Below are 25,057 nucleotides of genomic sequence, written 5' to 3'. Positions count from 1 at the left end.
GGACGAGCACATAAAAGAAAATAAAGACAGGCAAGAACAGCACAAAAAGCGATATGTCGGTAAACACGGACAGAAGCACCCATGAGATAAAATTCAACGCCGTTGCGCACAGATAGAACGTGCTATGGCTGACTTCTAATTTTTTCAAATCACATCTCCCAGTATTTTTTGACGCTATTCGGATCTATTTCAGTGAACGCCTTCGCAAAAATCTCATTGCTGATTTGTCCATTCTGAAATTTGTCCAATATTATAATCTTTATCTTGCGCATCTCCTCCTGCAGCGAAAGATACAATGCCGTAGCTGCGGTGATGATCAGGAGCAGCGCTATGCCGCCTCCCACGGGAAGCTTACCGTAGCGAGCCTCGACGCCCTCGAATATCGCGCCTTTTCCAGACAGGCGACTCAAGGTCGTCTTGGCCCCGGCTTTGGCCATCTCGGTTGCTCCTTTGGCCTTGAGCGCCTCTTTCATTCCGGCGGCGATCGCGCCCGACCCCGCGCCGACCCCGATGAACTTCAGCGCCGTGACGACGCGTTGCATGTTCTGATACAGGCGAATGAGTTCTTCGGGGGATCGCGCCATTTCCGCATACCAGGAACGGAACTCTTGAATTTCGATCACTCGGCCGGATATGCGCGCGAGAAACTGGGACGACTTCGGCCCATCCGACGGCGCAAAGTGAGCGTGGGCGCTCTGTAAAATCTGATTGCCGAAGCGGCGGCGCTCGAAATGGTCATCGATGACGGGCATGGAATAAAGGCATGTCATCACGGACAATGCGGCCGGAGGATTGTCCTCCGTGAAAGCTGCGTCGATCAAAAACAAATTGCACAGATTCCGCAACCTTGCGGCTTCGCCTGGATTTAACGGCATGGTCGGCTCCTCATGAATTTCGTCGATGAAATCTCATTCGGCATTTTCCAGAATGACTCGCAGACGAGGTTCGGCCGTTTCGGGAAATTCCCGGCTCGATGTGGGAGTTTTTCGAAGACGCCTCCGCCAGCAGCCTCGTCGAGAGACGAAGAGCTAACCAAAACAATGTGAATTTTTGTGGGGTGACGGCGCGGCTTCGCGCTCGGCGGCGCGCCATTCGCACCAGAGTTGTCGCTGGGACATCAGGTCCGCCGCCGAGTGTCGCAAATCTGCGACACCTTGCGCTCGCTCATGCGTTCCCCCTCTGGCGCGGCCCGGCGCGCGGGCGGATGATCTCCCCCGACGCCGCAAAGGCGCGTTTCGACAAGACAAGGGGAAACGTCATGACGAGGCCCGAATTCCTCCGTTCCGCCACACCGAAGTTCAAGGTGCGCTATGAGAATTTCATCGGCGGCCGCTGGATCGCCCCGCGCGCCGGCCGCTATTTCGAGAATGCGACGCCGGTCAATGGACAAATTCTCTGCGAGGTTCCGCGCTCCGACGAATCCGACATCGAGATCGCGCTCGACGCGGCCCACGCCGCCAAGGACGCCTGGGGCCGCATGAGCGTCGGCGAACGCTCGCGCATTCTCAACGCCGTCGCCGATCGCATGGAGCAAAATCTCGACGCGCTCGCGGAAGCCGAGAGCTGGGACAATGGCAAGCCGATCCGCGAGACGCTCGCCGCCGACATTCCGCTCGCCATCGATCATTTCCGCTATTTCGCTTCGGTGATCCGCGCGCAGGAGGGCGGCATATCGGAGCTCGATCACGACACGGTCGCCTATCATTTTCACGAGCCGCTCGGCGTGGTCGGCCAGATCATCCCGTGGAATTTTCCATTGCTGATGGCGGCATGGAAGCTCGCCCCCGCGCTCGCCGCCGGCAATTGCGTCGTGCTGAAGCCCGCCGAGCAGACGCCCGCCTCCATTCTCGTATGGGCGGAGATCGTCGGCGATGTCTTGCCGGCCGGCGTCGTCAATATCGTCAACGGCTTCGGCCTCGAGGCCGGCAAGCCGCTCGCCTCCTCGACGCGCATCGCCAAAATCGCCTTCACCGGCGAGACCAGCACGGGACGGCTCATCGGCGAATATGCCGCGCGCAATCTCATCCCCGTGACATTGGAGCTCGGCGGCAAATCGCCCAACATATTCTTCGCCGATGTGGCGGCCGAGGACGACGCTTTCCTCGACAAAGCGCTCGAAGGTTTTGCGATGTTCGCGCTCAATCAGGGCGAGGTCTGCACCTGCCCGAGCCGCGCGCTGGTGCAGCGGAGCATCTATGACAAATTCATCGAGAAAGCGGTGAAACGCGTCGGCGCCATCGTGCAGGGCGATCCGCTCGACAAGCGCACGATGATCGGCGCGCAGGCCTCCAAGGAGCAGATGGAGAAGATCCTCGGCTATTTCGACATCGGCCAGAAGGAGGGCGCGGAAATTTTGATCGGCGGCGGACGCGCCGAGCTCGGCGGCGATCTCTCAGGCGGCTATTATGTGAAGCCCACAGTGCTCACCGGCAATAATAAGATGCGCGTGTTCCAGGAGGAAATCTTCGGGCCCGTCGTATCGGTGACCGTCTTCGACACGGATGAAGAGGCGGTCGCGATCGCCAATGACACGATCTTCGGCCTCGGCGCCGGCGTGTGGACGCGCGACATCAACCGCGCCTATCGCGTCGGCCGCGCAGTGCAGGCGGGACGCGTGTGGACCAATTGCTATCACGCCTATCCGGCCCATGCCGCCTTCGGCGGCTACAAGCAATCGGGCGTCGGCCGCGAGAATCATCGCATGATGTTGGATCACTATCAGCAGACGAAGAATCTGCTGGTCAGCTATAGCCCGGACAAGCTCGGCTTCTTCTGAGCGTCCGGCCGGGGCGGCCGTCTCCTCCCTGCGGCCGCCCCGCTCCCTTCAAATTAATCGCTCTGGCGCCCAGAGACTGAACGAGTTCGATGAACCATTACATCGCCATTGTCGAAGAGGAAGAGGGAAAGGCGGTCGGCGTCTGGTTTCCCGATCTGCCCGGCTGCGTCTCCGCGGGCGATAGTCTCGACGAGGCGATGGCCAACGCCGCCGAGGCGCTGACGCTCTGGGTGGATGTGGCGCTCGAGCACGGCCAGCCGATCCCCGCGCCGCGCAGCCTCGTCGATCTGAAGCGCGATCCGGAAATTTCCACGGAACTGTCGCAGTTCATGGTGGCGCTGATCCCGCTGCGGCCGCAGCTCGACGCTGCGCAATAACTCCCCTCGCCGACCATCCCCTTGCGACAGCTCGCCCCAGAGCAGGGTCTTGACCGCGTCACCGGCGCGACTTAACAGCCTGACCTCGGGGGAAGTTCGGATCGAGCGTATCGGGCGCGCCGGCCCGCTCCGTCCGCTGTTGCGAGGACGGAAATGCGACGCTGGCTCCTGCTCGTCTTGCTGATCCCCCTCGCGCTCGGCCTCTGGCGCCTGCGCAGCGACGCCTACGGCTCCGGCGCCTTCCTCGGCTATGTCGAGGGCGAGCTTCTCTATATCGGCCCCGTGGAAGGCGAGCGTCTCGCCCGGCTCGACGTCGAGGCCGGCAGAGCGGTGGCGGAGGGCGAGCCGCTCTTCTCCATGGCCACTCCCGTGCTCGATCGTCAGCGCGCCGAGGCCGCCGCGCGGCTCGCGCAAATGCAGGCGCAGCTCGAAAACCTGCGCGCCTCCATGAACCGTCCGCAGCAGATCGCCGTGCTGCAGGCCGGCGTCGAGCGCGCCCGCGCCGCGCTCGCGCTCTCGGCCGCCGAATATGAGCGCAAGCGCATTCTCACTTCGCATGGCAATGCGCCGAGATCGGCGCTCGATCAGGCGGTGATGGCGCGGGACCGCGACAAGGCCACGCTCGCCGAGGCGGAGCGCCAGATCGAGGTCGCGCGCATGCCGAGCCGCAATCAGGAGATCGAGGCCGCGCAATCGGCGATCGTCATGGCGCGTACGCAGATCGAGCAGCTCGACACGCGCATCGCGCGACAAAAGGTCGTCGCGCCGGCGGCGGGCGTGGTGCAGGATATTTTCTTCCGCGCCGGCGAGATGGTCGTCGCCGGCCAGCCGGCGCTCTCCCTGTTGCCCCCGGAGAATCGCAAAGTGCGCTTCTATGTTCCGCAGGCGCGGCTCGTCGAGGCGCGGCTCGGCGCGCGCGTCGCCGTCGAATGCGACGGCTGCGACAAGGGGCTCTGGGGCCGCATCAGCTTCATCGCGCAACGCGAGGAATATACGCCGCCGGTGATCTTCAGCGATCAGGAGCGCGCCAAGCTCGTCTTCAAAGTGGAGGCGCGGCTCGAGGAGAAGGCGCGGCTGCTGCCGCTCGGTCTACCGGTCCGTGTGCGCCTTGCGGTCGAGAGCGCGGGGCCGTGAGCGCCGCTCACGAGATCGCCATAGAGGCCGAAGGACTGACCAAATCCTTCGGCGGCCGCAAGGTCGTCGACAATCTCACCATGCGCGTCGAGCGCGGCCGCATTCACGGCTTCCTCGGCCCCAATGGCAGCGGCAAGACGACGACGATCCGCATGCTCTGCGGCCTGCTGACGCCCGATTCCGGCCGCGGCTCCTGTCTCGGCTACGACATTCGCACGCAGCAGAACGAGATCAAGCGCCAAGTCGGATATATGACGCAGCGTTTCTCTCTCTATGGCGATCTCTCGATCCGCGAGAATCTGGAATTCGTCGCGCGCATCTATGGCCTCGCGCGGCCCGTCGAGGCGGCTCGCGAGGCGATCATTCGCTTAGGGTTGGAGAAGCGCGCCGAGCAGCTCGCCGGAGAGCTCTCCGGCGGCTGGAAGCAGCGGCTCGCTCTCGCGGCCTGCATATTGCCCGGCCCTGCTCTGCTGCTGCTCGACGAGCCGACCGCGGGCGTCGATCCGAAAGCGCGGCGCGACTTTTGGGACGAGATTCATTCACTCGCGGCGCAAGGTCTCACCGTGCTCGTCTCCACCCATTACATGGACGAGGCCGAGCGCTGCCACGAGATCGCCTATATCGCCGACGGACGCCTTTTGGCGCAGGGGACGATCGCCGAGATCGTCGCCCGCTCGGGCCTCTCCACTTACGTCGTCACCGGCCCCGATCTCGGCGCGCTCGCCGCGCAGCTGAAAGCGACGAAGGGCGTCGATATGGTCGCGCCCTTCGGCATGGCGCTGCACGTCGCCGGCCGCGACGCGGCGCGCCTCGCCGAGATCGTGCGCGAGTTCGGCGAGAGCGCGCCGCAGCAGTGGACGCGCGGCGAGCCCTCGCTCGAGGATGTGTTCATCGATCTCATGACGCATATAGAGGCGCGACGATGATGTGGACGCCGCAGGCGCGCGCCTCGCTCGGGCGTCTCTATGCGATGTTCGTGAAGGAGCTGATCCAGCTGCGCCGCGATCGCGTGACGCTGGCGATGATCGTCGGCATTCCGCTCATTCAGCTTTTGCTCTTCGGCTACGCCATCAACGCCGATCCCAAGCATCTCGCCACGGCGCTGCTGGTGCAGGACGACGGGCCGCTGGCGCGCTCTTTCATCGCCGCGCTGCGCGCGACCGATTATTTCGACATCATCGCCGCCGCCACGGATGAAACGGATGCGGAGAAGCTGATCCTTTCGAATCGCGTGCAATTCGTCATCGAGATTCCGCCCGACTTCGGCCGGCGCGTGATCCGCGGCGAGAAGCCGCCGCTGCTGCTGGTCGCCGACGCCACCGATCCGACCGCGACCGGCGGCGCCGTCTCGGCGGTGACGGCGGCGGCGTCGAGCGCGCTCGACCGTGAGCTGACGGGTCCGCTCGCGCGGCTCGCGCAAGGGCCGGCGCCCTTCGAGGTGCGCGTGCATCGGCGCTATAACGCCGCAGGCGAGACGCGGCGCAATATCGTGCCCGGCCTCGTCGGCACGATTCTCACAATGACCATGCTGATCTACACCGCGCTGTCGGTGACGCGCGAGATCGAGCGCGGCACGATGGAGTCGCTGCTCGCCATGCCGGTGCGGCCGACCGAGATCATGCTCGGCAAGATCGCGCCTTATGTCGTCGTCGGCGGCGTGCAGATGGGCATCATCCTCGTCGTCGCGACAATGCTGTTCGGCGTGCCGATCGTCGGCTCGCTTTTCGTGCTCGGCCCGCTGACGCTTTTGTTCATCACCGCCAATCTCTCGGTCGGCTACACATTCTCGACGATCGCCATCAATCAATTGCAGGCGATCCAGATGACCTTCTTCTTCTTCCTGCCCAATATGCTGCTCTCGGGCTTCTTCTTCCCCTTCCGCGGCATGCCGCAATGGGCGCAATATGTCGGCGAGGCGCTGCCGCTCACCCATTATCTGCGCATCGTGCGCTCGATCATGCTGAAAGGCTCGAGCTTCAGTGATTTGACCGCCGACACTCTGGCGCTCGGCGTCTTCACCCTGGTGGCGATGAGCGTCGCGGTGATGCGCTTCCGCCAGACTTTGGACTGAGGCGTGGCGCGCTTGACCCGGACATGGGCCCGCGCGAGGATGAGCGAGCGGCCGGCGTCACGCCGCATCAGCGCGGAAGGCCGCCCATGAACACTTATGGTCGCAATATTCTGCTCGCACTGGGCGTCGCCGGGCTCGGATATTTCCTGTGGTCGCTATTCGTGGCCAGCCGATATCAAGCGCTGTGCGAGATTTCCTACTGGTCCGCGACCGAGGCGCAGCTGCGCGCCTGCGACGAAATACGCGCCTCCCTGCCGAGAAATTGACGAAACCGCTCACCCGTCCCATCCGCGCGCATTTCGGAATGATCGAATGAACGCCAGATTTTGCGCCTTCGCGGCCGCCTCGCTCTTTCTCGCAGCGCGCGCGCCGGCGGCGGGCGCTACGGAAATTCATCTCGATTGCGGGCGGACCCGTCAGACGGTCGCGCTCGACATCGACACCGGCCGGCGCTTCGTGCAGCTCATTTGGGGAGACGGGGTCGCCGAGGAATATCGCGACGGCGATTCCTATGTCTCCGGCGCGAGCGGCTCCAGCGAGACGCAAAAGGTCACTTATGCGGTCAACGTCGACAAGGATGCGGTGAGCTTCGGACAGGACCGCGTCTGCGTCGCCGCGAGCGGCAAATGCCGCGACCAGCATATTCGCAACCTGCTCGACATAGCCGCGGGCACGCTGAAATATGACGATGCCGGCGTCATCGCCGTGCTGAAATGCGCTCCCGCGCCGCCGGGCCGCAAATTCTAGAGTCATTCCGGTTCAGATCGAACCGGAATGACTCTAGATTTCCTTGTTCGGTCGTGTTTTCTCGCCGCTGGCGCCCGTCGAACCTTCGGGCCGCCGAAAACGCATCGCATAGCTCCACCTTGCGCCGAGGCGGCGCGGTCGCCTAAGAGAGCGCATCCGTTGCGCCGGCTCTCCTGCGCTTCGGCGTTCCAATGAAAGAGGTTCGCGTGGCCGACGACGAAGATTATGTCTATGACGAAGCGAGCGGCGAATGGGTTCCGGCGTCGCAGCTCGCCGCCGCCGCGGCGCAGGCGAAGGTCGTGAAGGACTCGGCCGGCAATGTGCTCGCCGACGGCGACTCCGTCATCCTCATCAAGGATCTGAAGGTGAAGGGCGCCAATCAGACATTGAAGCAGGGCACGGTGATCCGCTCGATCCGCCTCACCGACGATCCGGAGGAGATCGACTGCCGCCACGACACCATCAAAGGATTGGTGCTGCGGACGGAGTTCGTGAAGAAACGCTGAGCGGGCGCCACGGCGCCCTCAATGCCCTTGCTCGCCGTGATCGGTCCCATGGCCCCCGGCGAGGCGCTCCGACAGAGCGAAGGCCAGCGTCGAGACGACGAAGGTCAGATGAATGCCGAGATAGAAATACAGATCCCGGTCATTCATATGCGGCACGTCCATGAAGGCTTCGAGCAATTTGATCGCGGAAATGGCGACGATAGTCGAGAGCAGCTTCAGCTTCAGCTCGGAGAAATCGATCGAGCCCATCCAGTCCGGCCAGCCGGGCTGGCTGTCCGTATCGACCTTGGAGACGAAATTCTCATAGACCGACAGCATGACCGTCACCACCAGAGCGCCGGTCAGCGTCATGTCGATGAGGTCGAGCACGAGCAGCGTCATATTGGATTCGGTAGCGGTGACGAGATGCGCCGTCGCCTCGAAGAGATGGACGCCGGCTTTGTACAGAAGCTCGAGGAGCCCCACCGCCAGCATGATGAAGAAGGGCGCCAGCAGCCAGCGCGACAGGAACAGGAAGGATTCGAAAAAGCGCTTCATCTTCGTCTCGCTCGGCGTGAGGGCGGCGGAGGCGTACACGAATTCGCCCCTCCGGCCAAGCTCCCGTGGGCGGAGCGACCCGCGCTGCGCCCGAGCGCCCGCGGCCTGCCCGCGGAATCGTCTTGACCCCTGCGGTCGTCTCCCGTAACGTCGAGCCCAGATTTCGACTGGGAGCGGGCCGTGAAGGGCATTCTTCTCGTACGCAGGGCGCTGGAGACGGATCGGGTCTGAACCCGAATGTCCGCCGCTAGCGCTTATCCGAGGCCCTCCCGGGGGCCTTTTTTATTGCCTGCGTTGCGCCCGCCCGCCGTCGTCGAGCGTTTCCAGCCGAAGTGGACGCCGGTTCGGCGTTGGAAACGCGTCAAAACAAAAGACTCTATAGGTCGCAGAAACCGGAGCTCGAGAAATATGGCGAAGCAAATGACCGGAGCGGAAATGGTCGTCGAGGCCCTGAAGGATCAGGGCGTCGAAGTTCTTTTCGGCTATCCCGGCGGCGCCGTGCTTCCCATTTATGACGTGCTCTTCCATCAGGAGAAGGTTCGTCACATTCTCGTGCGCCACGAGCAGGGCGCGGCCCATGCGGCCGAGGGCTACGCCCGCTCCTCCGGCAAGCCGGGCGTGCTGCTGGTCACCTCCGGCCCCGGCGCCACCAACACCATCACCGGCCTCACCGACGCGCTGATGGATTCCATTCCGCTGGTCTGCATCACCGGCCAGGTGCCGACGCATCTCATCGGCTCCGACGCCTTTCAGGAATGCGACACGGTCGGCATCACCCGCCACTGCACCAAGCATAATTATCTGGTGAAGAACGTCGACGATCTGCCGCGCATATTGCATGAGGCGTTCTACGTCGCCTCCAGCGGGCGGCCCGGCCCCGTCGTCATCGACATTCCCAAGGATGTGCAATTCGCGTCCGGGGCCTATACGGGCCCGCGCAATGTGCATCACAAGACCTATCGACCCAAGCTCGACCCCGACACGGACGCGATCCGCAGCGCGGTGAAGATGATGGCCGCCGCCAAGCGGCCGATCTTCTATACCGGCGGCGGCGTCATCAATTCCGGCCCGGCGGCCTCGACGCTGCTGCGCGAATTGGTCTCGCTGACCGGCTTTCCGATCACCTCGACCTTGATGGGCCTCGGCGCCTATCCGGGCTCCGGGCCGGGCTGGCTCGGCATGCTCGGCATGCACGGCACTTTCGAGGCCAATAACGCCATGCACGACTGCGATCTGATGATCGCCGTCGGCTCGCGTTTCGACGATCGCATCACCGGAAGGCTCGACGCTTTCTCGCCCGGCTCCAAGAAAATCCACATCGACATCGATCGCTCCTCGATCAACAAAAATGTGAAGGTCGATCTGCCGATCGTGGGCGATTGCGGCCATGTGCTGGAGAGCCTGGTGCGCGTCTGGCGCGCCGAGGCGATGCATGCGGAGAAGCAGCCGCTCGACGCCTGGTGGAAAAAGATCGACGAATGGCGCGACCGCAAATCGCTCGCCTTCCGCAATTCGGACAAGGTCATCAAGCCGCAATACGCCGTGCAGCGGCTCTATGCGCTGACCAAGGATCGCGATCCTTACATCACCACAGAGGTCGGCCAGCACCAGATGTGGGCCGCGCAGCATTATCATTTCGACGAGCCCAATCGCTGGATGACCTCGGGCGGGCTCGGCACGATGGGCTATGGCCTGCCCGCGGCGATCGGCGCGCAGCTCGCGCATCCCAAATCGCTCGTCGTCGACATCGCCGGCGAGGCGTCGATCCTGATGAACATTCAGGAGATGTCGACGGCGATCCAATATCGCCTGCCGGTCAAGATATTCATCCTGAACAACGAATATATGGGCATGGTGCGCCAGTGGCAGGAGCTTCTGCACGGCGGGCGCTACTCGCACTCCTATTCGGAGGCGCTGCCCGATTTCGTGAAGCTGGCCGAAGCTTTCGGCGCCAAAGGCATTCGCTGCTCCGACCCCGCCGATCTCGATCGCGCGATCCAGGAGATGGTCGACTATGACGGGCCGGTGATCTTCGATTGCCGCGTCGAGAAAAACGAGAATTGCTTCCCGATGATCCCCTCGGGCAAGGCGCATAACGACATGCTGCTCGCCGATCTCTCCGACGACGCCGGAGTCGAGCTCGGCTCGATCATCGACGAGAAGGGCAAGATGCTCGTGTGAGACGAGTGAGATCGTGAGTAGGGAGCGGCCGGCAGCGCCGCTCTTTCTACTCGCCGCTCACTGCTCACCACTCACTCGCGGAAACCGCTCATGAACGCTCCCCTCTCCCCGCCCTCGCCCTATTCCTCGCCGACGTCGCGCTCCAATGTGGAGACGCATACGCTGGCCGTGCTGGTCGACAATGAGCCGGGCGTGCTGGCGCGCGTCGTCGGCCTGTTCTCCGGGCGCGGCTATAATATCGAGAGCCTGACGGTGGCGGAGGTCGCCCATGGCGAGCATCTTTCGCGCATCACCGTCGTCACCTCCGGCACGCCGGAGACGATCGAGCAGATTCATCACCAGCTCGAGCGTCTGGTGCCGGTCCATAAGGTGACCGATCTCACCGTCTCCGCCCGCTCGCTGGAGCGCGAGCTGGCCATGGTGAAGGTGAGAGGCAAGGGCGAGGAGCGCAATGCCGCGCTGCAGCTTGCCGAGGCCTTCCGCGCCCGCGTCGTCGACGCCACGACCGAGAGCTTCATCTTCGAGCTGACCGGAAAGCCCAATAAGATCGACGAATTCGTCGATCTGATGCGCCCGATCGGCCTCGTCGAGGTCTCACGGACGGGCGTCGCGGCGATCTCGCGCGGGCCGGACCCGATCTGACCGCGCCAATCCTTAATTTTTGACCTTCGCGCAATGGACGCGTAGAAAGGTCGACGAAATGCGCCGTTATCTCGCAGGTCTTCCCGAGATGACGGAAAAGCCACGTAAAATCAATCAGGAAAGACGATCCGCCGGGACCGACCGGCGGTTGAAGAACTCTTGAAGGCGAGCGACGGCGTCTGTCGTCCTGCGGAGGAAAGCGAGAATATGCGCGTCTATTACGATCGGGATGCCGACATCAATCTGATCAAGGGCAAGAAGGTCGCTGTGGTGGGCTATGGCAGCCAGGGCCACGCCCATGTCCTGAACCTCAAGGATTCCGGCGTCACCGAGGTCGCGGTCGCGCTGCGCAAGGGCTCCGCCTCCGCCAAAAAGGCCGAGGGCGCCGGCGTCAAGGTGCTGGAGGTCGCCGAGGCCGCCAAATGGGCCGATGTCGTCATGATGCTGACGCCGGACGAGCTGCAGGGCGAGATCTACGCCGCCGAGCTCGCGCCGAATCTCAAGCCCGGCGCGGCGCTGTTCTTCGCCCATGGCCTCAACATCCATTTCAACCTGATCGAGCCGCGCAAGGATCTCGACGTCATCATGGTCGCGCCCAAGGGCCCCGGCCATACGGTGCGCGGCGAATATCTGAAGGGCGGCGGCGTGCCCTGCCTCATCGCCGTGCATCAGAACGCCTCCGGCAATGCGCTCGAGCTCGGCCTCTCCTACGCCTCGGCGATCGGCGGCGGCCGCGCCGGCATCATCGAGACGAGCTTCCGCGAGGAATGCGAGACCGATCTCTTCGGCGAGCAGGTCGTGCTCTGCGGCGGCCTCGTCGAGCTGATCCGCAATGGCTTCGAGACGCTGGTCGAGGCCGGCTATGCGCCGGAGATGGCCTATTTCGAGTGCCTCCACGAAGTGAAGCTGATCGTCGACCTCATCTATGAGGGCGGCATCGCCAATATGAACTACTCGGTCTCCAACACGGCCGAATATGGCGAATATGTCACCGGCCCGCGCATCATCACCAAGGACACCAAGGCCGAGATGAAGCGCGTCCTCGAAGACATCCAATCCGGCAAATTCACCCGTGACTGGATGCTCGAGAACAAGGTGAGCCAGACGTCCTTCAAGGCGACCCGCGCCCGCAACGCCGCTCATCCGATCGAGGAAGTCGGCGGACGCCTGCGCGGCATGATGCCCTGGATCGGAAAGAACCGCCTGGTCGACAAGGACCGCAATTAGTCGAGCCGTTCCGAGGAGGGGGAAATCACGACGCTCAGCTCGGATCGAACGCATCGTCGGAAGAGGAGCGGTTGCACGGCCGCCCTCACGACGGGGAAGCGCGATGCAGCCGAAAATCGACGAGCCTGACGAGGAGCATCGTCGCGAATTGAGACGCAATGTCTTCGAGATCACGCGCCTGCGCATGGCGGGCAGGATCGACGAGATGATGCGTTATTTCGCTCGCGATGTCGTCGTGCGTTATCACGGCACCAAGGAGGGCTTGTTCCTTCCGGGCGTCCTGCATGGCCGCGACGCGTTCAAAGAGAATATCCGCCTCACCGACGTCAATTACGAGCCGCTCGGCGGCGAGGTGCTCGACATTCTCGTCGACGGCGAGCGGACGGTGGTCCGGTGGCGCAATTCCTGGCGCCACCGCAACTCCGGCCGCACGGCGACGCTGGACATGGCGCATTTCTTGTACTGGCGGAACGGGAAAGTCGTCGAGCTGCTCGAATATCTCGACTATCACGGCTTGGGACGATCCGCCGCGGAGGCGCTGATCGAGCGGGACGAGCCTTAACCCCGATAATCGCGGATCGAGGCGTCGCATGACGAATTGCGAAGATTACTTCTCTCGCCCGCCGCCAGGGCTCGATCGTGACGAGATACTGCGCCGCGTCGAGCTGCTCGCCGCGCAACCCGCCGAAAACGGCGATTTCGGCGTCGTCCGGGATTTCTGCTCGCCGGAGGTCGTCTGCGAATTCGTCGGCGACAAATCCCGCATCCCCTACGCCGGCCGCCATTTCGGGGTCGACGCGCTGCTCAACATATTGCGCGCGATCAATATCGACTTCGCGCAGTCGGAGCAGCAGATCGACGACGTCATCATCGACGGCGGCCGCGTCGCGATCCGACGCAGCGTCCGCTGGCGCCACCGCGGCGCCGGCCTCGAAGGCCGTGTCGATCTCGCCGATTTCGTGCGTTTCGAGAACGGCCTCATCACCGAATTGATCGAATTCCGTGATTCGATCACCATTCTCTCCATTCAGGGCGATCCGCCCTGGCCTTAGCCGAACCCGGGCCCTTTCTATGCGATTACGTTTTTCGACACTCGACGTCTTCACGACGCGCCGCTTCGCCGGCAATCCGCTCGCCGTCGTGCTCGGCGCGGACGGGCTCGATTGCGCGACGATGCAGACGATCGCCCGCGAGTTCAATCTGAGCGAGACCGTCTTCGTGCTGGAGCCGCGCGATCCGGTGAACACGGCGCGCCTGCGCATTTTCACCCCTCTGCGGGAGCTGCCTTTCGCCGGCCATCCGACAATCGGCGCGGCCATCCTGCTGGCGACGCTGCGCGCGCCCGAAATGCTGACGCGCAACGGCGTCGTCATCGCTCTCGAGGAAGAGATCGGCCTCATCCGTTGCGAGGTGGTCAGAGACGCGTCCAGCGCCATTCTCGCCCGCTTCGTCGCGCCGCGCCTGCCTGTCCGCGGCGAACGGACGCCGGACGCCGCGTCGCTGGCGCGCGCGCTCGGCCTCTCGGCGGAGGAGATCGGCTTCGGCCGCCACCTTCCGTCGAGCTTCTCCGCGGGGGTGGAGTTCGTCTTCGTTCCGCTCTCCTCCCGCGCGGCGCTGGATCGCGCGGGGCCGGACCCGGCGACCTTTGCCGCCGTCATGGGCGACGCAGTGGGCGCCTATCTCTATACGAGCGAGACGGTGGAGCCCTCGAGCGCGGTCTGCGCCAGAATGTTCGCCAATGGCGTCGGCATTGGCGAAGACCCGGCGACGGGCTCGGCCGCAGCCGCCTTCGCCGGCGTCGCCCACGCCTTCGAGGCCCCCGAGGACGGCGAGCACGAATTCGTCATCGAGCAGGGCTACGCCATGGGCCGCCCCTCCCGCATCATCCTCGGCTCGCGCGTCGAATCGGGTCGGCTCGCCGCGGTCAGCGTCGCGGGACATGCGATCGAAGTGCAGCGCGGAGACCTGGATCTATGAGCGGCGAGGTCGAATTCGCCACAGTCTCGGCTCTGCATTGCGTCCTCGAGCCACATGACTGGGCCTTCGACCGGCTGCGTGGCGCGGAGATCGACGCCCATTGGGCCGCGCGCCGCGCCGCGATTCCCGCGCTCTATGACGGGCCCGTGATGCTCGCCCATGGCGTCTCGCGCGGCGACGGCGCGACGCTCGGCGTCAAATTTTTCCAAACGCGCTTCTCGCGCTTCCTCGCCTGGCGGGATTTCGGCTTTCCGGACGCCGCCGTCTACAATTGCTTCTCCATGCCGGCGCTGCGCTCGGCCGACGGCGCCTTTCTGCTCGGCGAGATGGGGGCGGACCATTCCGCGGCCGGCGCGATCTATTTCCCGGCCGGCACGCCGGACCCGAGCGATCTGCGCGACGGGCTCGTCGATCTCGAGGCCAATCTGCTGCGCGAGCTCGAGGAGGAGACCGGCGTCGCGCCGCGGGAGGTGGCGCTCGCTCCCGACTGGACCATCGTCTTCGCCGGACCGCGCGTCGCCTGCATGCGAATCGCCCAATCGCCGCTTTCCGCCGCCGCGCTCGAAGCGCGCGTCACGGCCCATATCGCCTCGCAAAAAAAGCCGGAGCTCGCCGGCGTTCGCATGGCGGCGCGACGCGCCGACCTCGCCGAGCCGCGAATGCTGGACTTCATCCGCCGTTTTCTCGAGCCACTGCTGCCCGCATGAGCAAATCGGGGCTGAATTTCCTGCGGGCGCGGTGTAGATTGCTCGGCATGAGCAAAGTGCAAGCGATCGGCGGCCAAACCATCGGCGGCCATGCGGCGCGACCGGGCGGCCCGACTCCGCCCGAGGACAGCGCGCGCGCCATTCGCGGCGCTCTGCTCGGCCGCTCGCTCGTCCTCGTCGGCATGATGGGCTCGGGCAAGACCTCCATCGGCCAGCGCCTCGCGCAACGCCTGGGGCTCCCCTTCAAAGACGCCGACGCCGAGATCGTCGCCGCCGCGGCGGGCATGTCGATTCCCGATATTTTCGCCAAATATGGCGAGGCGCATTTCCGCGATTGCGAGCGCCGCGTCATCGCCCGCCTGCTCGCCGGCGAGCCCTGCGTGCTGGCGACCGGCGGCGGCGCCTTCATGGACGAGACGACGCGCCTGCGGGTGAAGGAGCGCGGCGTCTCGCTGTGGTTCGACGCCGCCCATGACGTGCTGCTGCGCCGCGTGCGCCGCAAGGGCGACCGCCCGCTTTTGCAGACCAGCGACCCCGCCGCCGTGCTGCGCCGGCTGATGGACGAGCGCTATCCCGTCTACCGCCAGGCCGATATCGCCGTGCTCTCTCGCGACGTCCCCCATGAGGTGATGGTCGAGGAGACGGTGGCGGCGCTGCTCGCCTGGGCCGTGGGCGCGCCGGAAAGCTCCACGACACAAGGGTTTACCAGATTCATGACGTCACGAACGCCGCCCGCCCCCGTCGAGCCGCAAACTGTCGAGGTGGGGCTCGGCGACCGCGCCTATGACATCATCATCGGCGCCGGCCTGCTCGAGCAGGCCGGCGAGCATCTCGCGCGCATCGCGCCGGGCGCGGCCTGCGCCGTCGTCACCGACGCCAATGTCGCCCGGCTGCAGCTCCCCGTGCTGCGCCACAGCCTCGAGAAAAGCGGCATTCGCACCACCTCCATCATCGTGGAGCCGGGCGAAAGCTCGAAGTCCTTCCCCGTCTTCCAGCGCGTCTGCGAGGAGATTCTCGAGGCGCGCATCGAGCGGCGCGACGTGGTGCTGGCGCTCGGCGGCGGCGTCGTCGGCGATCTCGCCGGCTTCGCGGCGGCGAGCGTGCGGCGGGGCTCCCGCTTCGTGCAGGTTCCGACGACTCTGCTGGCGCAGGTCGACTCCTCCGTCGGCGGCAAGACCGGCATCAACACGCCGCAGGGCAAGAATCTCGTCGGCGCCTTCTACCAGCCCTCGCTGGTGCTGGCCGATGTCGACGCTCTGGCGACGCTGCCGCTGCGCGAGTTCCGCGCCGGCTACGCCGAGGTCGTGAAATACGGCCTCATCGACGACGCCTTCTTCTTCGAATGGCTGGAGAACAACGCCTCCGCCGTCTTCGCCGACCGCGCCGCCCGCGTCGAGGCGATCTCGGTGAGCTGCCGCTCCAAGGCCAAGATCGTCGCCCGCGACGAGACCGAGCAAGGCGATCGCGCCCTGCTCAATCTCGGCCATACATTCGGGCACGCTCTCGAGCGGCTCGTGCATTACGACAGCGAGCGCCTCGTCCATGGCGAGGGCGTCGCCATCGGCCTCGTCTCCGCCTTCCGCTTCTCGGCGAGCCTCGGCCTGTGCAGCCAGCAGGACGCCGAGCGCGTCGGCCGCCATCTGGCGCGCGTCGGCCTGCCGACCCGCATCCGCGACATTCCCGGCTGGCGCGACGACGCCGACGCCATGCTCGACGCCATGTTCCAGGACAAGAAGGTCGAGAAGGGCGCGCTCACCTTCATTCTGGCGCGCGGCGTCGGACGATCCTTCGTCGCCAAAGGCGTCGAGGTGGACAAGGTGCGCAGCTTCCTCAAAGACGAGATCGCCCGCGAGTAGGCGCGAACAGGTTCATCATGCACGGCGGAGTCGAAACGGGCCTCGAGAAGGTCGACATTTGGGTCGCGGCCTTCGTGGTCCTGCTATGCGTTCTCCTGTCGGCGTTCTTCTCCGCCTCCGAGACGGCGCTGACCGCCGCCTCGCACGCCCATATGCATGCGCTGGAGAAGGAGGGGGACCGCCGCGCGGGGCTCGTCAACCGCCTGTTGCGCCAGCGCAATCGCATGATCGCGGCGCTGCTGCTCGGCTCCACTCTGGTCAATATCGGCGGCTCGGCCTTCACGACGAGCGTGCTGGTCTATCTCACCGGCGAGAGCGGCGCCGTCTACGCCACCATCATCATGACTGTGCTGCTGCTGGTCTTCGCCGAGGTGCTGCCGAAGACGGTCGCGATCAACCATCCCGACCGTCTGTCGCTGCGCGTCGCCCGCGTCATCAGCCTGTTCGTCGCCATTTTCGGCCCGCTGCTCTTTGCGGTGGAGGCCTTCGTGCGCGGCGTGCTGAAGCTCGCCGGCGTCGAGATCGGCCACGGCCGCACGCTGCTCTCGCCCTATGACGAGCTCAAGAGCGCCGTCGACATCATGCACGAGGAAGGAACCGTCGAGCGCAATTGGCGCGACATGTTCGGCGGCGTGCTCGATCTGCAAATTCTGCATGTCGCCGATGTGATGATCCACCGCACCAAAATGCGGACGATCGACGCCGATCTGCCGCCCGAGCAGATCGTGCGCGAGGTGCTGGCCTCGCCCTTCACGCGCATGCCGGTGTGGCGCGACCGGCCCGACAATTTCATCGGCGTCATCCACTCCAAGGATTTGTTGCGCGCGCTCGATGCGGCGGGAGCGGATTTCTCCAAGCTCAGCATCGACGACATTGCGCTCGAGCCCTGGTTCGTGCCGGAATCGACGACGCTCGAGGATCAGCTCGAGGCCTTCCTCAAGCGCAAGACGCATTTCGCGCTCGTCGTCGACGAATATGGCGAGGTGATGGGCCTCGTCACGCTCGAGGACATTCTCGAGGAGATCGTCGGCGACATTCGCGACGAGCATGATCTCGCCATGCAGGGCGTGCGCCCGCAGGGGGACGGCTCCGTGCTCGTCGACGGCGCGGTTCCGGTGCGCGATCTCAATCGCGTGATGGAGTGGAGCCTGCCCGACGAAGAGGCGACGACGATCGCCGGCCTCGTCATCCATGAGGCGGCCGCCATTCCGGAGGCGGGGCAAGTGTTCAACTTCCACGACTTCCGCTTCGAGGTGCTGCGCAAGATGCGCAACCGCATCACCGTGCTGAAAGTGACCCCGACCGAGGCCAAGGAGCCGGACTGACGCGCGCCGGGATCACGCCGCGCTTTCCTCGGCCGGCCCTTCGTCGAAGCGTCGCCGCGCCGCGACGATCGCCGGATGGCTCTGTTCCGCCCAGCGAATGAGCGCCGCGAGCGGCTCCAACATCGCGCCGCCCAGAGCCGTCAACCGATAATCCACGCTCGGCGGCTTGGTCGGATAGACGGTGCGCGCGACCAATCCGTCCCGCTCCAGATTGCGCAGCGTCTGCGTCAACATGCGCTTGGAAATATCGGGCGCCGCGCGGGTGAGCGCGCCGAAGCGCTGCGGCCCGCCGGCCAGCGCCATCACTATCAGCGTCGTCCATTTGTCGCCGACGCGATCCAGCACGTCGCGCACCGGACAGCGGCTCGCGTCCAGGACCAGGCTCCGCCATTCGACGAATTTGCGCGCGAGCTCGTCCCGCCCGCTCGGCGAGACGGTTCCCTCGAGGTCACCACGTCCCAAAAAACTGCCTCCTTCACGGGGTTTGTGGTCTCGGATAGTTACCATGTAGCAGAAATGAACCTGGAAGGAACCATCCCATGACCTCGATCGCCACCCCGCGCATTTTCGTGACCGGCGCGACCGGCCAGCTCGGCCGGCTCGTCATCCACGCGCTGCTGCGAAGCGCGCCCGCGACACAGATCATCGCCGGCGTGCGCCGCGCCGACAGCGACGCCGCCCGCGATCTCGCCGCCCTGGGGGTCGAGCTGCGCATCGCCGATTACGCGCGGCCGGAGACGCTCGCGACGGCCTTCGAAGGCGTCGACCGGCTGTTGCTGATCTCGTCGAGCGAAGTGGGCCAGAGAACGGCTCAGCATCGCAATGTGATAGAGGCGGCGACGCGGGCCGGCGTCGGGCTCATCGCCTATACGAGCCTGCTGCGCGCCGATGTCTCGCCGCTGGCGCTGGCGCAGGAGCATCGCGAGACGGAAGCAGCCTTGCGCGCCAGCGGAACGCCTTTCGTGCTGCTGCGCAACGGCTGGTACACGGAAAATTACGCCGCCTCCATCGCGCCGGCGCTGGCGCATGGCGCCTTCATCGGCGTCGCCGGCGAGGGCCGGATCGCCTCCGCCGCGCGCGCCGATTACGCCGAGGCCGCGGCCGCCGTGCTGACGGGCGCGGATCATGCCGGCCGCATTTATGAATTGGCCGGAGACGACGCCTATACGCTCGCCGAATTCGCCGCCGCGATCGGCGAAGCCTCGGGACGAAAGATCGTCTATCAGAACCTGCCCGAGGCCGATTTCACCGCCGCTCTCGTCGGCGCCGGCCTGCCGGACGGATTCGCCGCTCTGCTCGCCGATTCCGACGCCGGCGCCGCAAAAGGCGCGCTATTCGACAATGGCGGCCAGCTCAGGGCGCTGATCGGTCGGCCGACGACGCCTTACGAGGTCACGATCGCGCAGACATGGGCGACGCTCGCCGCATCCTCCAGCGCCGAATGACCGACGCTTCGATCCCGCGCGTGCGGGTGATAAGCTCCCGCGTATGAGCGAAGCAGCGGCGGATTTCTCCACGGTCACGATCGGCGCGTCTTTGCGCCGCGTGACCTTCGGCAATCATTTGCCGCTCGCGCTCATCGCCGGCCCCTGCGCGCTGGAGAGCCGCGCGCAGGGCCTCGAGATCGGCGGAGCGCTGGCCGAGTTCGCCGATCGGCTGAAGCTCGGCGTCGTCTTCAAAGCCTCCTTCGACAAGGCCAATCGCAGCTCGGGCGCCTCGGGGCGCGGCCTCGGCCTTTCCGCCTCTCTGCCGATTTTCGCCGAGATCAAGGAGCGCTTCGGTCTGCCCATCCTCACCGACGTTCATGAGACGACGCAATGCGCGCCTGTGGCGGAGGTTGCGGATATTCTGCAAATCCCCGCCTTCCTCTGCCGGCAGACCGATCTTCTCGCGGCGGCAGCCCACACGGGGCGCGTCGTCAATGTGAAAAAGGGCCAGTTCCTCGCGCCCTGGGACATGCGCCACGCCATCGACAAGCTGCGCGCCGAGGGCGCCGCCGGCACATTGGCGACGGAGCGCGGAACCAGCTTCGGCTATAACGCCCTCGTCTCCGACATGCGCGCTCTGCCCATTCTCGCCGAGACGACGGGCGTTCCGATCATTTTCGACGCCACCCATTCCGTGCAGCAGCCGGGCGGGCTCGGCGCGGCCTCCGGCGGCGAGCGGCGCTTCGTCCCCGTGCTGGCGCGGGCGGCGGTGGCGGTGGGCGTCGCGGCGCTGTTCATCGAGACGCATCCAGACCCGGATAGCGCCGTCTCCGACGGCCCGAATATGATCGCGCTGCGCGAATTGCCGGCGTTGATCGAGGCGCTTCTGCCCTTCGACCAGTTGGCGAAGGCGCTCCGATAAAGCGCCTCACCCCCGCCCGCGATAGGGCGGAACGCCCTGGTCGGGCAGCCAGAGTCCCGCGGGCGGCTCGCCCGTCTGCCAGAAGACGTCGATCGGTATGCCGCCGCGCGGATACCAATAGCCGCCGATGCGCAGCCAGCGCGGCGTCATCGCCACCACGAGATCCTTGGCGATGCGGATGGTGCAATCCTCGTGGAAGGCGCCGTGATTGCGATAGCTGCCGAGATAGAGCTTCAGCGACTTCGATTCGACGAGCCACTCCATCGGCGCATAGTCGATGACGATATGCGCGAAATCCGGCTGGCCGGTCACCGGGCAGAGCGAGGTGAATTCCGGCGCGACGAAGCGGACGAGATAGGTCTCGCCCGGATGCGGATTGGCGACGAGGTCGAGCTCGGCCTCGTCGGGCGAATTGGGCAGCGCCGTCTTCTGCCCGAGCAGCGCGGCGCCCTTGTGCGTCTTCGTCATGCGGAAAACTCTTAACCCGACGCGGGCGCGCGTCAATCGGGCGCGTCAGTCGGGCGCGTCAGTCGAGAATGAGATCGGCGCGAAAACGCCGCGCCAACTCGATCATCGCGCCCGCAGCCACGGCCGCGCCGGCGATGAGCGCGAAAAAACCCGCGCCCGAGAGGCTGGACCAGAAGCCGCCGAGCCAGCCGCCGAGGAAATTGCCTGCGAACATGGTCAAGAACCAGGCGCCCATCGCCATGGAGCGCGAGCGCGGCGGCGCGAGGCGCGAGACCAGCGAGAGCGTGATCGGCGAAAAGCACAATTCGCCGAGCGTGAGAACGGTGAAATAGACCGCGAGCCACAGCCAGCTCGACAGCCCCTCGTCGCGCGTCGCCGCGGCCAAGGCGAGGATCAGATAGGCGAGGCCGAGGCCGAAACAGCCGAGCGACAGTTTGACGATGGTCGAAGGCTCCCGCCCCGCGGCCGAGAGCCGCGCCCATAGCGCCACGAGCGGCGGCGTGAAGAGGAAGATCATCAGCGGGTTGAAGGATTGGAACCAGGTGACGGGAATTTCGCCGCGCCAAAACCATAGATCGACATGGCGATCGGTGAAGCGCTCGGCCCAGAGCGCGATGGTGTTGCCCTGCTGCTCATAGGCCGCCCAGAAGAGAATGGCCGGCGGCGCGAGCAGCAGCAGGCCGAGCAGCCCGCGCCGATCGCCGCGCGTCGCGCTCTCGGCGACGGGCGCCGGCGCGGTCTCCATCGGCAGGCTGGGCAGGCCCGAAAGATAGATGGCGAGGCCGATCGCCATGCCGACGCCGGCGCTGGCGAAGCCATAATGCCAGCCCAATGTCTCGCCGATCGTTCCGCTCACCAGCGGCGCGAAGAAGCCGCCGACATTTATGCCGACATAGAAGATCGAGAAGGCGCGATCGCGGCGCGGATCGTCTTGCCGATAGAGCCCGCCGACTTGCGTGATGATATTGGGCTTGAAAGCGCCATTGCCGAGCGCGAGCGTCATCAGCGCGACGAGAAACAGGCTCTCCGACGCCATCATGAAATGGCCGGCGATCATCAGCGCCGCGCCGAGACACACCGTGTAGCGGCGCCCGAGCCAGCGATCGGCGAGATAGCCGCCGAGAATGGGCGTCAGATAGACGAAGCCCGTGTAGAGCCCATAAATCTGTGAGGCGAAGGGCTGCGGCGCCAGCGGGCCGAAGGCGAATTCGAGCGCGCGCTTCAGCGTGTCGAGGCCGATGACGCCCTCGGCGCGCCCCGGCCCGAGCAGATGATCCACCATGTAGAGAACGAGCAGAGCGCGCATTCCATAATAGGAGAAGCGCTCCCACATTTCGGTCGCGAAGAGAAAGGCGAGCCCGCGCGGATGGCCGAGCAGATCGGCCGCGCGCGGGGAGCCGATCACAGGCGCTCGCCCGCATCCGGCCGCATCGCCTTTTTCAGAATGTCCGGCGGAATGCGAATATCGGCGACCTTCCACGTCCAATCCGAGAGGGCGAAGACGATCGCGACGCCGTCCTTATGCGTGATGCGAAATCGCGTCGGCGACACGAGCTCGAAGCGATGCGCGAAACGCCGGAGATCGAGCTCCTTTTGCTCGCCGCCCTCGCCGCCGCCCGCGGCCGCCGGCGCGCGCCGGGACAGCAAGGCGCCTATGGCGGCAGGAGAGACGAAGCGATCGACCGCCGTGTCGATGAGCGCGGGGCCGATGGCCGCCAGCAGACCGGCGCCGAGCCGCGCGCCGGGACTGCGATTCTTGTCCGCCTCGTCGAGCGCGCGCGTCATGACGATCGTCGCGAGCTGCTCCTTGATCGAGGTCCGCACGGCGGGAAAATCGACATGGTCGGATATAGCCTCGGCATTGCCCGCTTTGACGCCCGCCTCGAGCTGGCGCAGCGAGAGAAAGGCGTAGCCGGCGTAGAGAAGCGCCAGAGCCAGCAGCGCGACAAAGGCGATAAGGGCGCGTCGCATGATGTTTCCCCGGAAAGCCGCGTCGAAGGTGACGACGCGGCGACCTGTCGGTTCTCGTCCATCCGGGGACGATCTGGCAAGCCTGCGCGTCAGGCGCCAGGTCGATCGCTGCGAGCGCGCGGGGTCGATGAAGACACTCTGTGAGAGTGATTTGGTGCCCAGGAGAGGACTCGAACCTCCACGGCTTTCACCACTGGTACCTGAAACCAGCGCGTCTACCAATTCCGCCACCTGGGCAACGCGGCTCTCTTACGAGGCCGACGCTCCGCTTGTCAATGGCGCTCGTCATGCTTCGGTCACGCTCGCGCGGCGCATTCCCTTTCCGGCCAAATCGCGCTAGAGCATCCGCCCGAAACGGAGCGATAGTCTCGAGCGCTCCGAGCGAATCGGCGTGGGGCGAAGAATGAGCGCAGATGTGAACGATGCCGGGCGGATCGTGACGGTGTTCGGCGGGTCGGGTTTCATCGGGCGCCATGTGGTGGCCGCCCTGGCGCGGGACGGCTGGCGCGTGCGCGTCGCCTGCCGGCGGCCGGACCTCGCCTTTTTCCTGCAGCCTCTGGGCAAGGTGGGGCAGATTTTCCCGGTGCAGGCCAATCTGCGCAATCCGGCCTCCGTCGCCGCCGCCGTGCGCGGGGCCGAGGCCGTCGTCAATCTGGTCGGCGTGCTGGCCGAGGGCGGCAAGCAGAAATTCTCGACCCTTCATGCGCAGGGCGCCAAGGCCGTCGCCGAGGCCGCCGTCGCGGCGGGCGTGAAGCATCTCGTGCATGTCTCGGCGATCGGCGCGGACAAGAATTCGCATTCCGTCTACGCCCGCACCAAGGCGGAGGGCGAGGCCGCGATTCGCGGCGCTTTCCCCGGCGCGGTGATTCTGCGCCCCTCGGTCGTCTTTGGTCCGGAGGATCAGTTCTTCAACCGATTCGGCACGCTGGCGCGCTATCTGCCGTTCGAGCCCGTCATCGGCGAGGCGACGCGCTTCCAGCCGGTCTATGTCGGCGATGTCGCGCATGCCGTGGCGCTGGCCGTGGACGGCCGCGCCCAGGCCGGCGCCACTTATGAGCTCGGCGGCCCGGAGGTGAGGACGTTCCGCGCGCTCGTCGAATATGCGCTGAAGGTCGCCGAGCGAGACGTGAAAATCCTGCCGCTGTCCTTCGCCACCGGCGCGCTGATCGCCCGCGTCACGCAGACGCTGCACTCCCTGTCGCTCGGACTGTTCCCGAGCCTGCTGACGACGACGGTCGATCAGGTGGAGCTGCTGCGCCACGACAATGTCGTCTCCGCCGAAGCCAAGGCCGCCGGGCTGACGCTCGAGGGTCTGGGGATCGCGCCGACGGCGTTCGAGACGATCGTCCCGTCCTATCTCTACCGTTTTCGCAAGACCGGGCAGTATCAGGCGCAGCGGCTCGCCTGAGCCGCGCCGCCGTCAGCGCGCCCGCGCCGCCGCGCGGGCGGGCGGGGCGGCGAGACGCTTGTGCAGGCGCACCATGAAGGCGACGCCGAACAAAGGCGTGAACAGATTGAGCCCCGGCACGGCGACGAAGCCGGCGATGAACAGGCCCGCGAGGAACAAGGTCGTCGCATGGCGGCGCGTCAGCTCGCGGGCTTCCGCCAGCGAGCAATAGCGCGTCGCGGCGAAGGCGAAATATTCCCGGCCGAACAGATAGGCGTTGGCGATCACGAAGACGATGGCGTTGACGCCCGGCACCAGCAGCAGCAGCAGCGCCACGAGATTGACGCAAGCCGAGACGAGCGCGAAGCGCAGCGCCATGACCATCGCCTGACCGGCCGGCAGCGGGCGGCCGCGGGGCCCATGGGGGTCCAGCTCCTCCTCGACGACATCGGCGAGATCGTCGAGGAAAAAGCCCGCGACGAGAATGGAGATCGGCGCGATGAGAAAGGCGAGGCCGACGATCAGCCCCGCCCCCGTCGCGAAAGAAACGATGGTTCGCAACCAATAATTATCGACCGTGAGAAACGAGAGCGCGACCTTGTCGAGCCCCGTCCAGGCGAGCGCCAGCAGCACGAAGGTCAAGCCGAGGCTCTTGAGCAGCACTGTGCGGAAGGGCGGAGAGAAGATCTGACGGGCGGCGTCCAGGGCGGCTTGCAGCATGAGGGCTCCGAGGCGAAATTCGCCGTCAACATGGGGGGATGCGGGCGCAGGCGCAAGCCGCGCCGAGGCAATCGCGAGAAAGGCTCGGCGGAAGCGGCC

At 65.5% G+C, this 25,057-nt stretch carries 27 protein-coding genes and 1 tRNA gene; 20 read left to right on the top strand and 8 right to left on the bottom strand.

Annotated features, from left to right (window positions below; all coding sequences use genetic code 11):
* Positions 1-149 precede the first annotated feature (149 nt).
* Positions 150-827 carry a hypothetical protein gene (locus tag IY145_RS12555; RefSeq protein WP_196408524.1) on the bottom strand — a complete coding sequence of 226 codons (678 nt, stop codon included), beginning with the start codon at positions 825-827 and terminating at the stop codon, positions 150-152.
* Between the two features lie 431 nt (positions 828-1,258).
* Here IY145_RS12555 and adh point away from each other — a divergent pair, with 431 nt between their 5' ends.
* From adh to IY145_RS12515, 8 genes are all read left to right on the top strand, one after another.
* Positions 1,259-2,776, top strand: coding sequence for an aldehyde dehydrogenase (adh, locus tag IY145_RS12550; RefSeq protein WP_196408523.1), 1,518 nt, complete (start codon positions 1,259-1,261; stop codon positions 2,774-2,776).
* A gap of 89 nt (positions 2,777-2,865) precedes the next feature.
* Positions 2,866-3,153, top strand: coding sequence for a type II toxin-antitoxin system HicB family antitoxin (locus tag IY145_RS12545; RefSeq protein WP_196408522.1), 288 nt, complete (start codon positions 2,866-2,868; stop codon positions 3,151-3,153).
* Positions 3,154-3,306: 153 nt separating this feature from the next.
* Positions 3,307-4,287 (top strand): HlyD family secretion protein, encoded by a 981-nt coding sequence (locus tag IY145_RS12540; protein ID WP_196408521.1) that lies wholly within the window; start codon positions 3,307-3,309, stop codon positions 4,285-4,287.
* Positions 4,284-5,213, top strand: coding sequence for an ABC transporter ATP-binding protein (locus tag IY145_RS12535; RefSeq protein WP_196408520.1), 930 nt, complete (start codon positions 4,284-4,286; stop codon positions 5,211-5,213). The genes IY145_RS12540 and IY145_RS12535 overlap by 4 nt, the downstream gene beginning before the upstream one ends.
* The gene (locus IY145_RS12530) at positions 5,210-6,358 is read left to right on the top strand and encodes an ABC transporter permease (RefSeq protein ID WP_196408519.1); all 1,149 of its coding nucleotides are present in this window, start codon (positions 5,210-5,212) and stop codon (positions 6,356-6,358) included. The genes IY145_RS12535 and IY145_RS12530 overlap by 4 nt, the downstream gene beginning before the upstream one ends.
* A gap of 86 nt (positions 6,359-6,444) precedes the next feature.
* Complete coding sequence (locus tag IY145_RS12525) at positions 6,445-6,624, top strand: hypothetical protein (protein ID WP_196410696.1); 180 nt, start codon at positions 6,445-6,447, stop codon at positions 6,622-6,624.
* A gap of 46 nt (positions 6,625-6,670) precedes the next feature.
* A complete protein-coding gene (locus IY145_RS12520) occupies positions 6,671-7,105 on the top strand; it encodes a hypothetical protein (protein ID WP_196408518.1) in 435 nt (144 codons plus the stop codon).
* Between the two features lie 191 nt (positions 7,106-7,296).
* On the top strand, positions 7,297-7,611 hold the full coding sequence (locus tag IY145_RS12515) for a zinc ribbon domain-containing protein YjdM (RefSeq protein ID WP_196408517.1): 315 nt from the start codon (positions 7,297-7,299) through the stop codon (positions 7,609-7,611).
* Positions 7,612-7,629: 18 nt separating this feature from the next.
* Here the strand turns inward: IY145_RS12515 and IY145_RS12510 are convergent, their stop codons facing one another.
* Positions 7,630-8,148: a TIGR00645 family protein gene (locus IY145_RS12510; RefSeq protein ID WP_196410526.1), complete on the bottom strand. Its 519-nt coding sequence runs from the start codon at positions 8,146-8,148 to the stop codon at positions 7,630-7,632.
* Positions 8,149-8,556: 408 nt separating this feature from the next.
* Between IY145_RS12510 and IY145_RS12505 the strand changes: the two genes are divergently transcribed.
* The 9 genes from IY145_RS12505 to IY145_RS12465 all read left to right on the top strand — a co-directional run bounded on the left by IY145_RS12505 (position 8,557) and on the right by IY145_RS12465 (position 18,063).
* Entirely contained in the window at positions 8,557-10,329 is a 1,773-nt protein-coding gene (locus IY145_RS12505; protein WP_196408516.1) for an acetolactate synthase 3 large subunit, read from the top strand.
* A 90-nt stretch (positions 10,330-10,419) separates the two neighbouring features.
* Positions 10,420-10,971 carry an acetolactate synthase small subunit gene (gene ilvN, locus IY145_RS12500; RefSeq protein ID WP_196408515.1) on the top strand — a complete coding sequence of 184 codons (552 nt, stop codon included), beginning with the start codon at positions 10,420-10,422 and terminating at the stop codon, positions 10,969-10,971.
* Between the two features lie 207 nt (positions 10,972-11,178).
* Positions 11,179-12,198: a ketol-acid reductoisomerase gene (gene ilvC / locus IY145_RS12495; protein ID WP_196408514.1), complete on the top strand. Its 1,020-nt coding sequence runs from the start codon at positions 11,179-11,181 to the stop codon at positions 12,196-12,198.
* Between the two features lie 103 nt (positions 12,199-12,301).
* Positions 12,302-12,760, top strand: coding sequence for a nuclear transport factor 2 family protein (locus IY145_RS12490; protein ID WP_196408513.1), 459 nt, complete (start codon positions 12,302-12,304; stop codon positions 12,758-12,760).
* Between the two features lie 28 nt (positions 12,761-12,788).
* On the top strand, positions 12,789-13,250 hold the full coding sequence (locus IY145_RS12485; protein WP_196408512.1) for a nuclear transport factor 2 family protein: 462 nt from the start codon (positions 12,789-12,791) through the stop codon (positions 13,248-13,250).
* Between the two features lie 19 nt (positions 13,251-13,269).
* Positions 13,270-14,175, top strand: coding sequence for a PhzF family phenazine biosynthesis protein (locus tag IY145_RS12480; RefSeq protein WP_196408511.1), 906 nt, complete (start codon positions 13,270-13,272; stop codon positions 14,173-14,175).
* On the top strand, positions 14,172-14,882 hold the full coding sequence (locus tag IY145_RS12475; RefSeq protein ID WP_196408510.1) for an NUDIX hydrolase: 711 nt from the start codon (positions 14,172-14,174) through the stop codon (positions 14,880-14,882). The genes IY145_RS12480 and IY145_RS12475 overlap by 4 nt, the downstream gene beginning before the upstream one ends.
* Before the next feature lie 47 nt (positions 14,883-14,929).
* Positions 14,930-16,738: a 3-dehydroquinate synthase gene (gene aroB / locus IY145_RS12470; protein ID WP_196408509.1), complete on the top strand. Its 1,809-nt coding sequence runs from the start codon at positions 14,930-14,932 to the stop codon at positions 16,736-16,738.
* Positions 16,739-16,755: 17 nt separating this feature from the next.
* Positions 16,756-18,063 carry an HlyC/CorC family transporter gene (locus IY145_RS12465; RefSeq protein WP_196408508.1) on the top strand — a complete coding sequence of 436 codons (1,308 nt, stop codon included), beginning with the start codon at positions 16,756-16,758 and terminating at the stop codon, positions 18,061-18,063.
* A 12-nt stretch (positions 18,064-18,075) separates the two neighbouring features.
* On the opposite strand, the gene IY145_RS12460 is transcribed toward IY145_RS12465, so the two are convergent.
* On the bottom strand, positions 18,076-18,525 hold the full coding sequence (locus IY145_RS12460) for a helix-turn-helix domain-containing protein (protein WP_246721993.1): 450 nt from the start codon (positions 18,523-18,525) through the stop codon (positions 18,076-18,078).
* Positions 18,526-18,602: 77 nt separating this feature from the next.
* Between IY145_RS12460 and IY145_RS12455 the strand changes: the two genes are divergently transcribed.
* Positions 18,603-19,508 carry an SDR family oxidoreductase gene (locus IY145_RS12455; protein WP_196408506.1) on the top strand — a complete coding sequence of 302 codons (906 nt, stop codon included), beginning with the start codon at positions 18,603-18,605 and terminating at the stop codon, positions 19,506-19,508.
* A 43-nt stretch (positions 19,509-19,551) separates the two neighbouring features.
* On the top strand, positions 19,552-20,412 hold the full coding sequence (kdsA, locus tag IY145_RS12450; protein ID WP_196408505.1) for a 3-deoxy-8-phosphooctulonate synthase: 861 nt from the start codon (positions 19,552-19,554) through the stop codon (positions 20,410-20,412).
* A 6-nt stretch (positions 20,413-20,418) separates the two neighbouring features.
* On the opposite strand, the gene queF is transcribed toward kdsA, so the two are convergent.
* The 4 genes from queF to IY145_RS12430 form a co-directional block, all read right to left on the bottom strand.
* Complete coding sequence (gene queF, locus IY145_RS12445) at positions 20,419-20,880, bottom strand: preQ(1) synthase (protein WP_196408504.1); 462 nt, start codon at positions 20,878-20,880, stop codon at positions 20,419-20,421.
* A 58-nt stretch (positions 20,881-20,938) separates the two neighbouring features.
* Positions 20,939-22,285, bottom strand: coding sequence for a peptide MFS transporter (locus tag IY145_RS12440; protein WP_312030583.1), 1,347 nt, complete (start codon positions 22,283-22,285; stop codon positions 20,939-20,941).
* The gene (locus tag IY145_RS12435) at positions 22,282-22,851 is read right to left on the bottom strand and encodes a DUF2939 domain-containing protein (RefSeq protein WP_196408503.1); all 570 of its coding nucleotides are present in this window, start codon (positions 22,849-22,851) and stop codon (positions 22,282-22,284) included. The genes IY145_RS12440 and IY145_RS12435 overlap by 4 nt, the downstream gene beginning before the upstream one ends.
* A gap of 152 nt (positions 22,852-23,003) precedes the next feature.
* Positions 23,004-23,088, bottom strand: a tRNA-Leu gene (locus IY145_RS12430).
* A gap of 166 nt (positions 23,089-23,254) precedes the next feature.
* Here IY145_RS12430 and IY145_RS12425 point away from each other — a divergent pair.
* Entirely contained in the window at positions 23,255-24,259 is a 1,005-nt protein-coding gene (locus tag IY145_RS12425) for a complex I NDUFA9 subunit family protein (RefSeq protein ID WP_196408502.1), read from the top strand.
* Between the two features lie 12 nt (positions 24,260-24,271).
* Here IY145_RS12425 and IY145_RS12420 read toward each other — a convergent pair whose 3' ends face one another.
* Complete coding sequence (locus IY145_RS12420; protein ID WP_196408501.1) at positions 24,272-24,958, bottom strand: sulfate transporter family protein; 687 nt, start codon at positions 24,956-24,958, stop codon at positions 24,272-24,274.
* Positions 24,959-25,057 lie beyond the last annotated feature (99 nt).

The sequence above is a fragment of the Methylosinus sp. H3A genome, from assembly GCF_015709455.1.
Classification (GTDB): Bacteria; Pseudomonadota; Alphaproteobacteria; order Rhizobiales; family Beijerinckiaceae; genus Methylosinus.
Note: the sequence above shows the minus strand (reverse complement) of the source record. Positions and strands in the feature narration are given on the sequence as shown.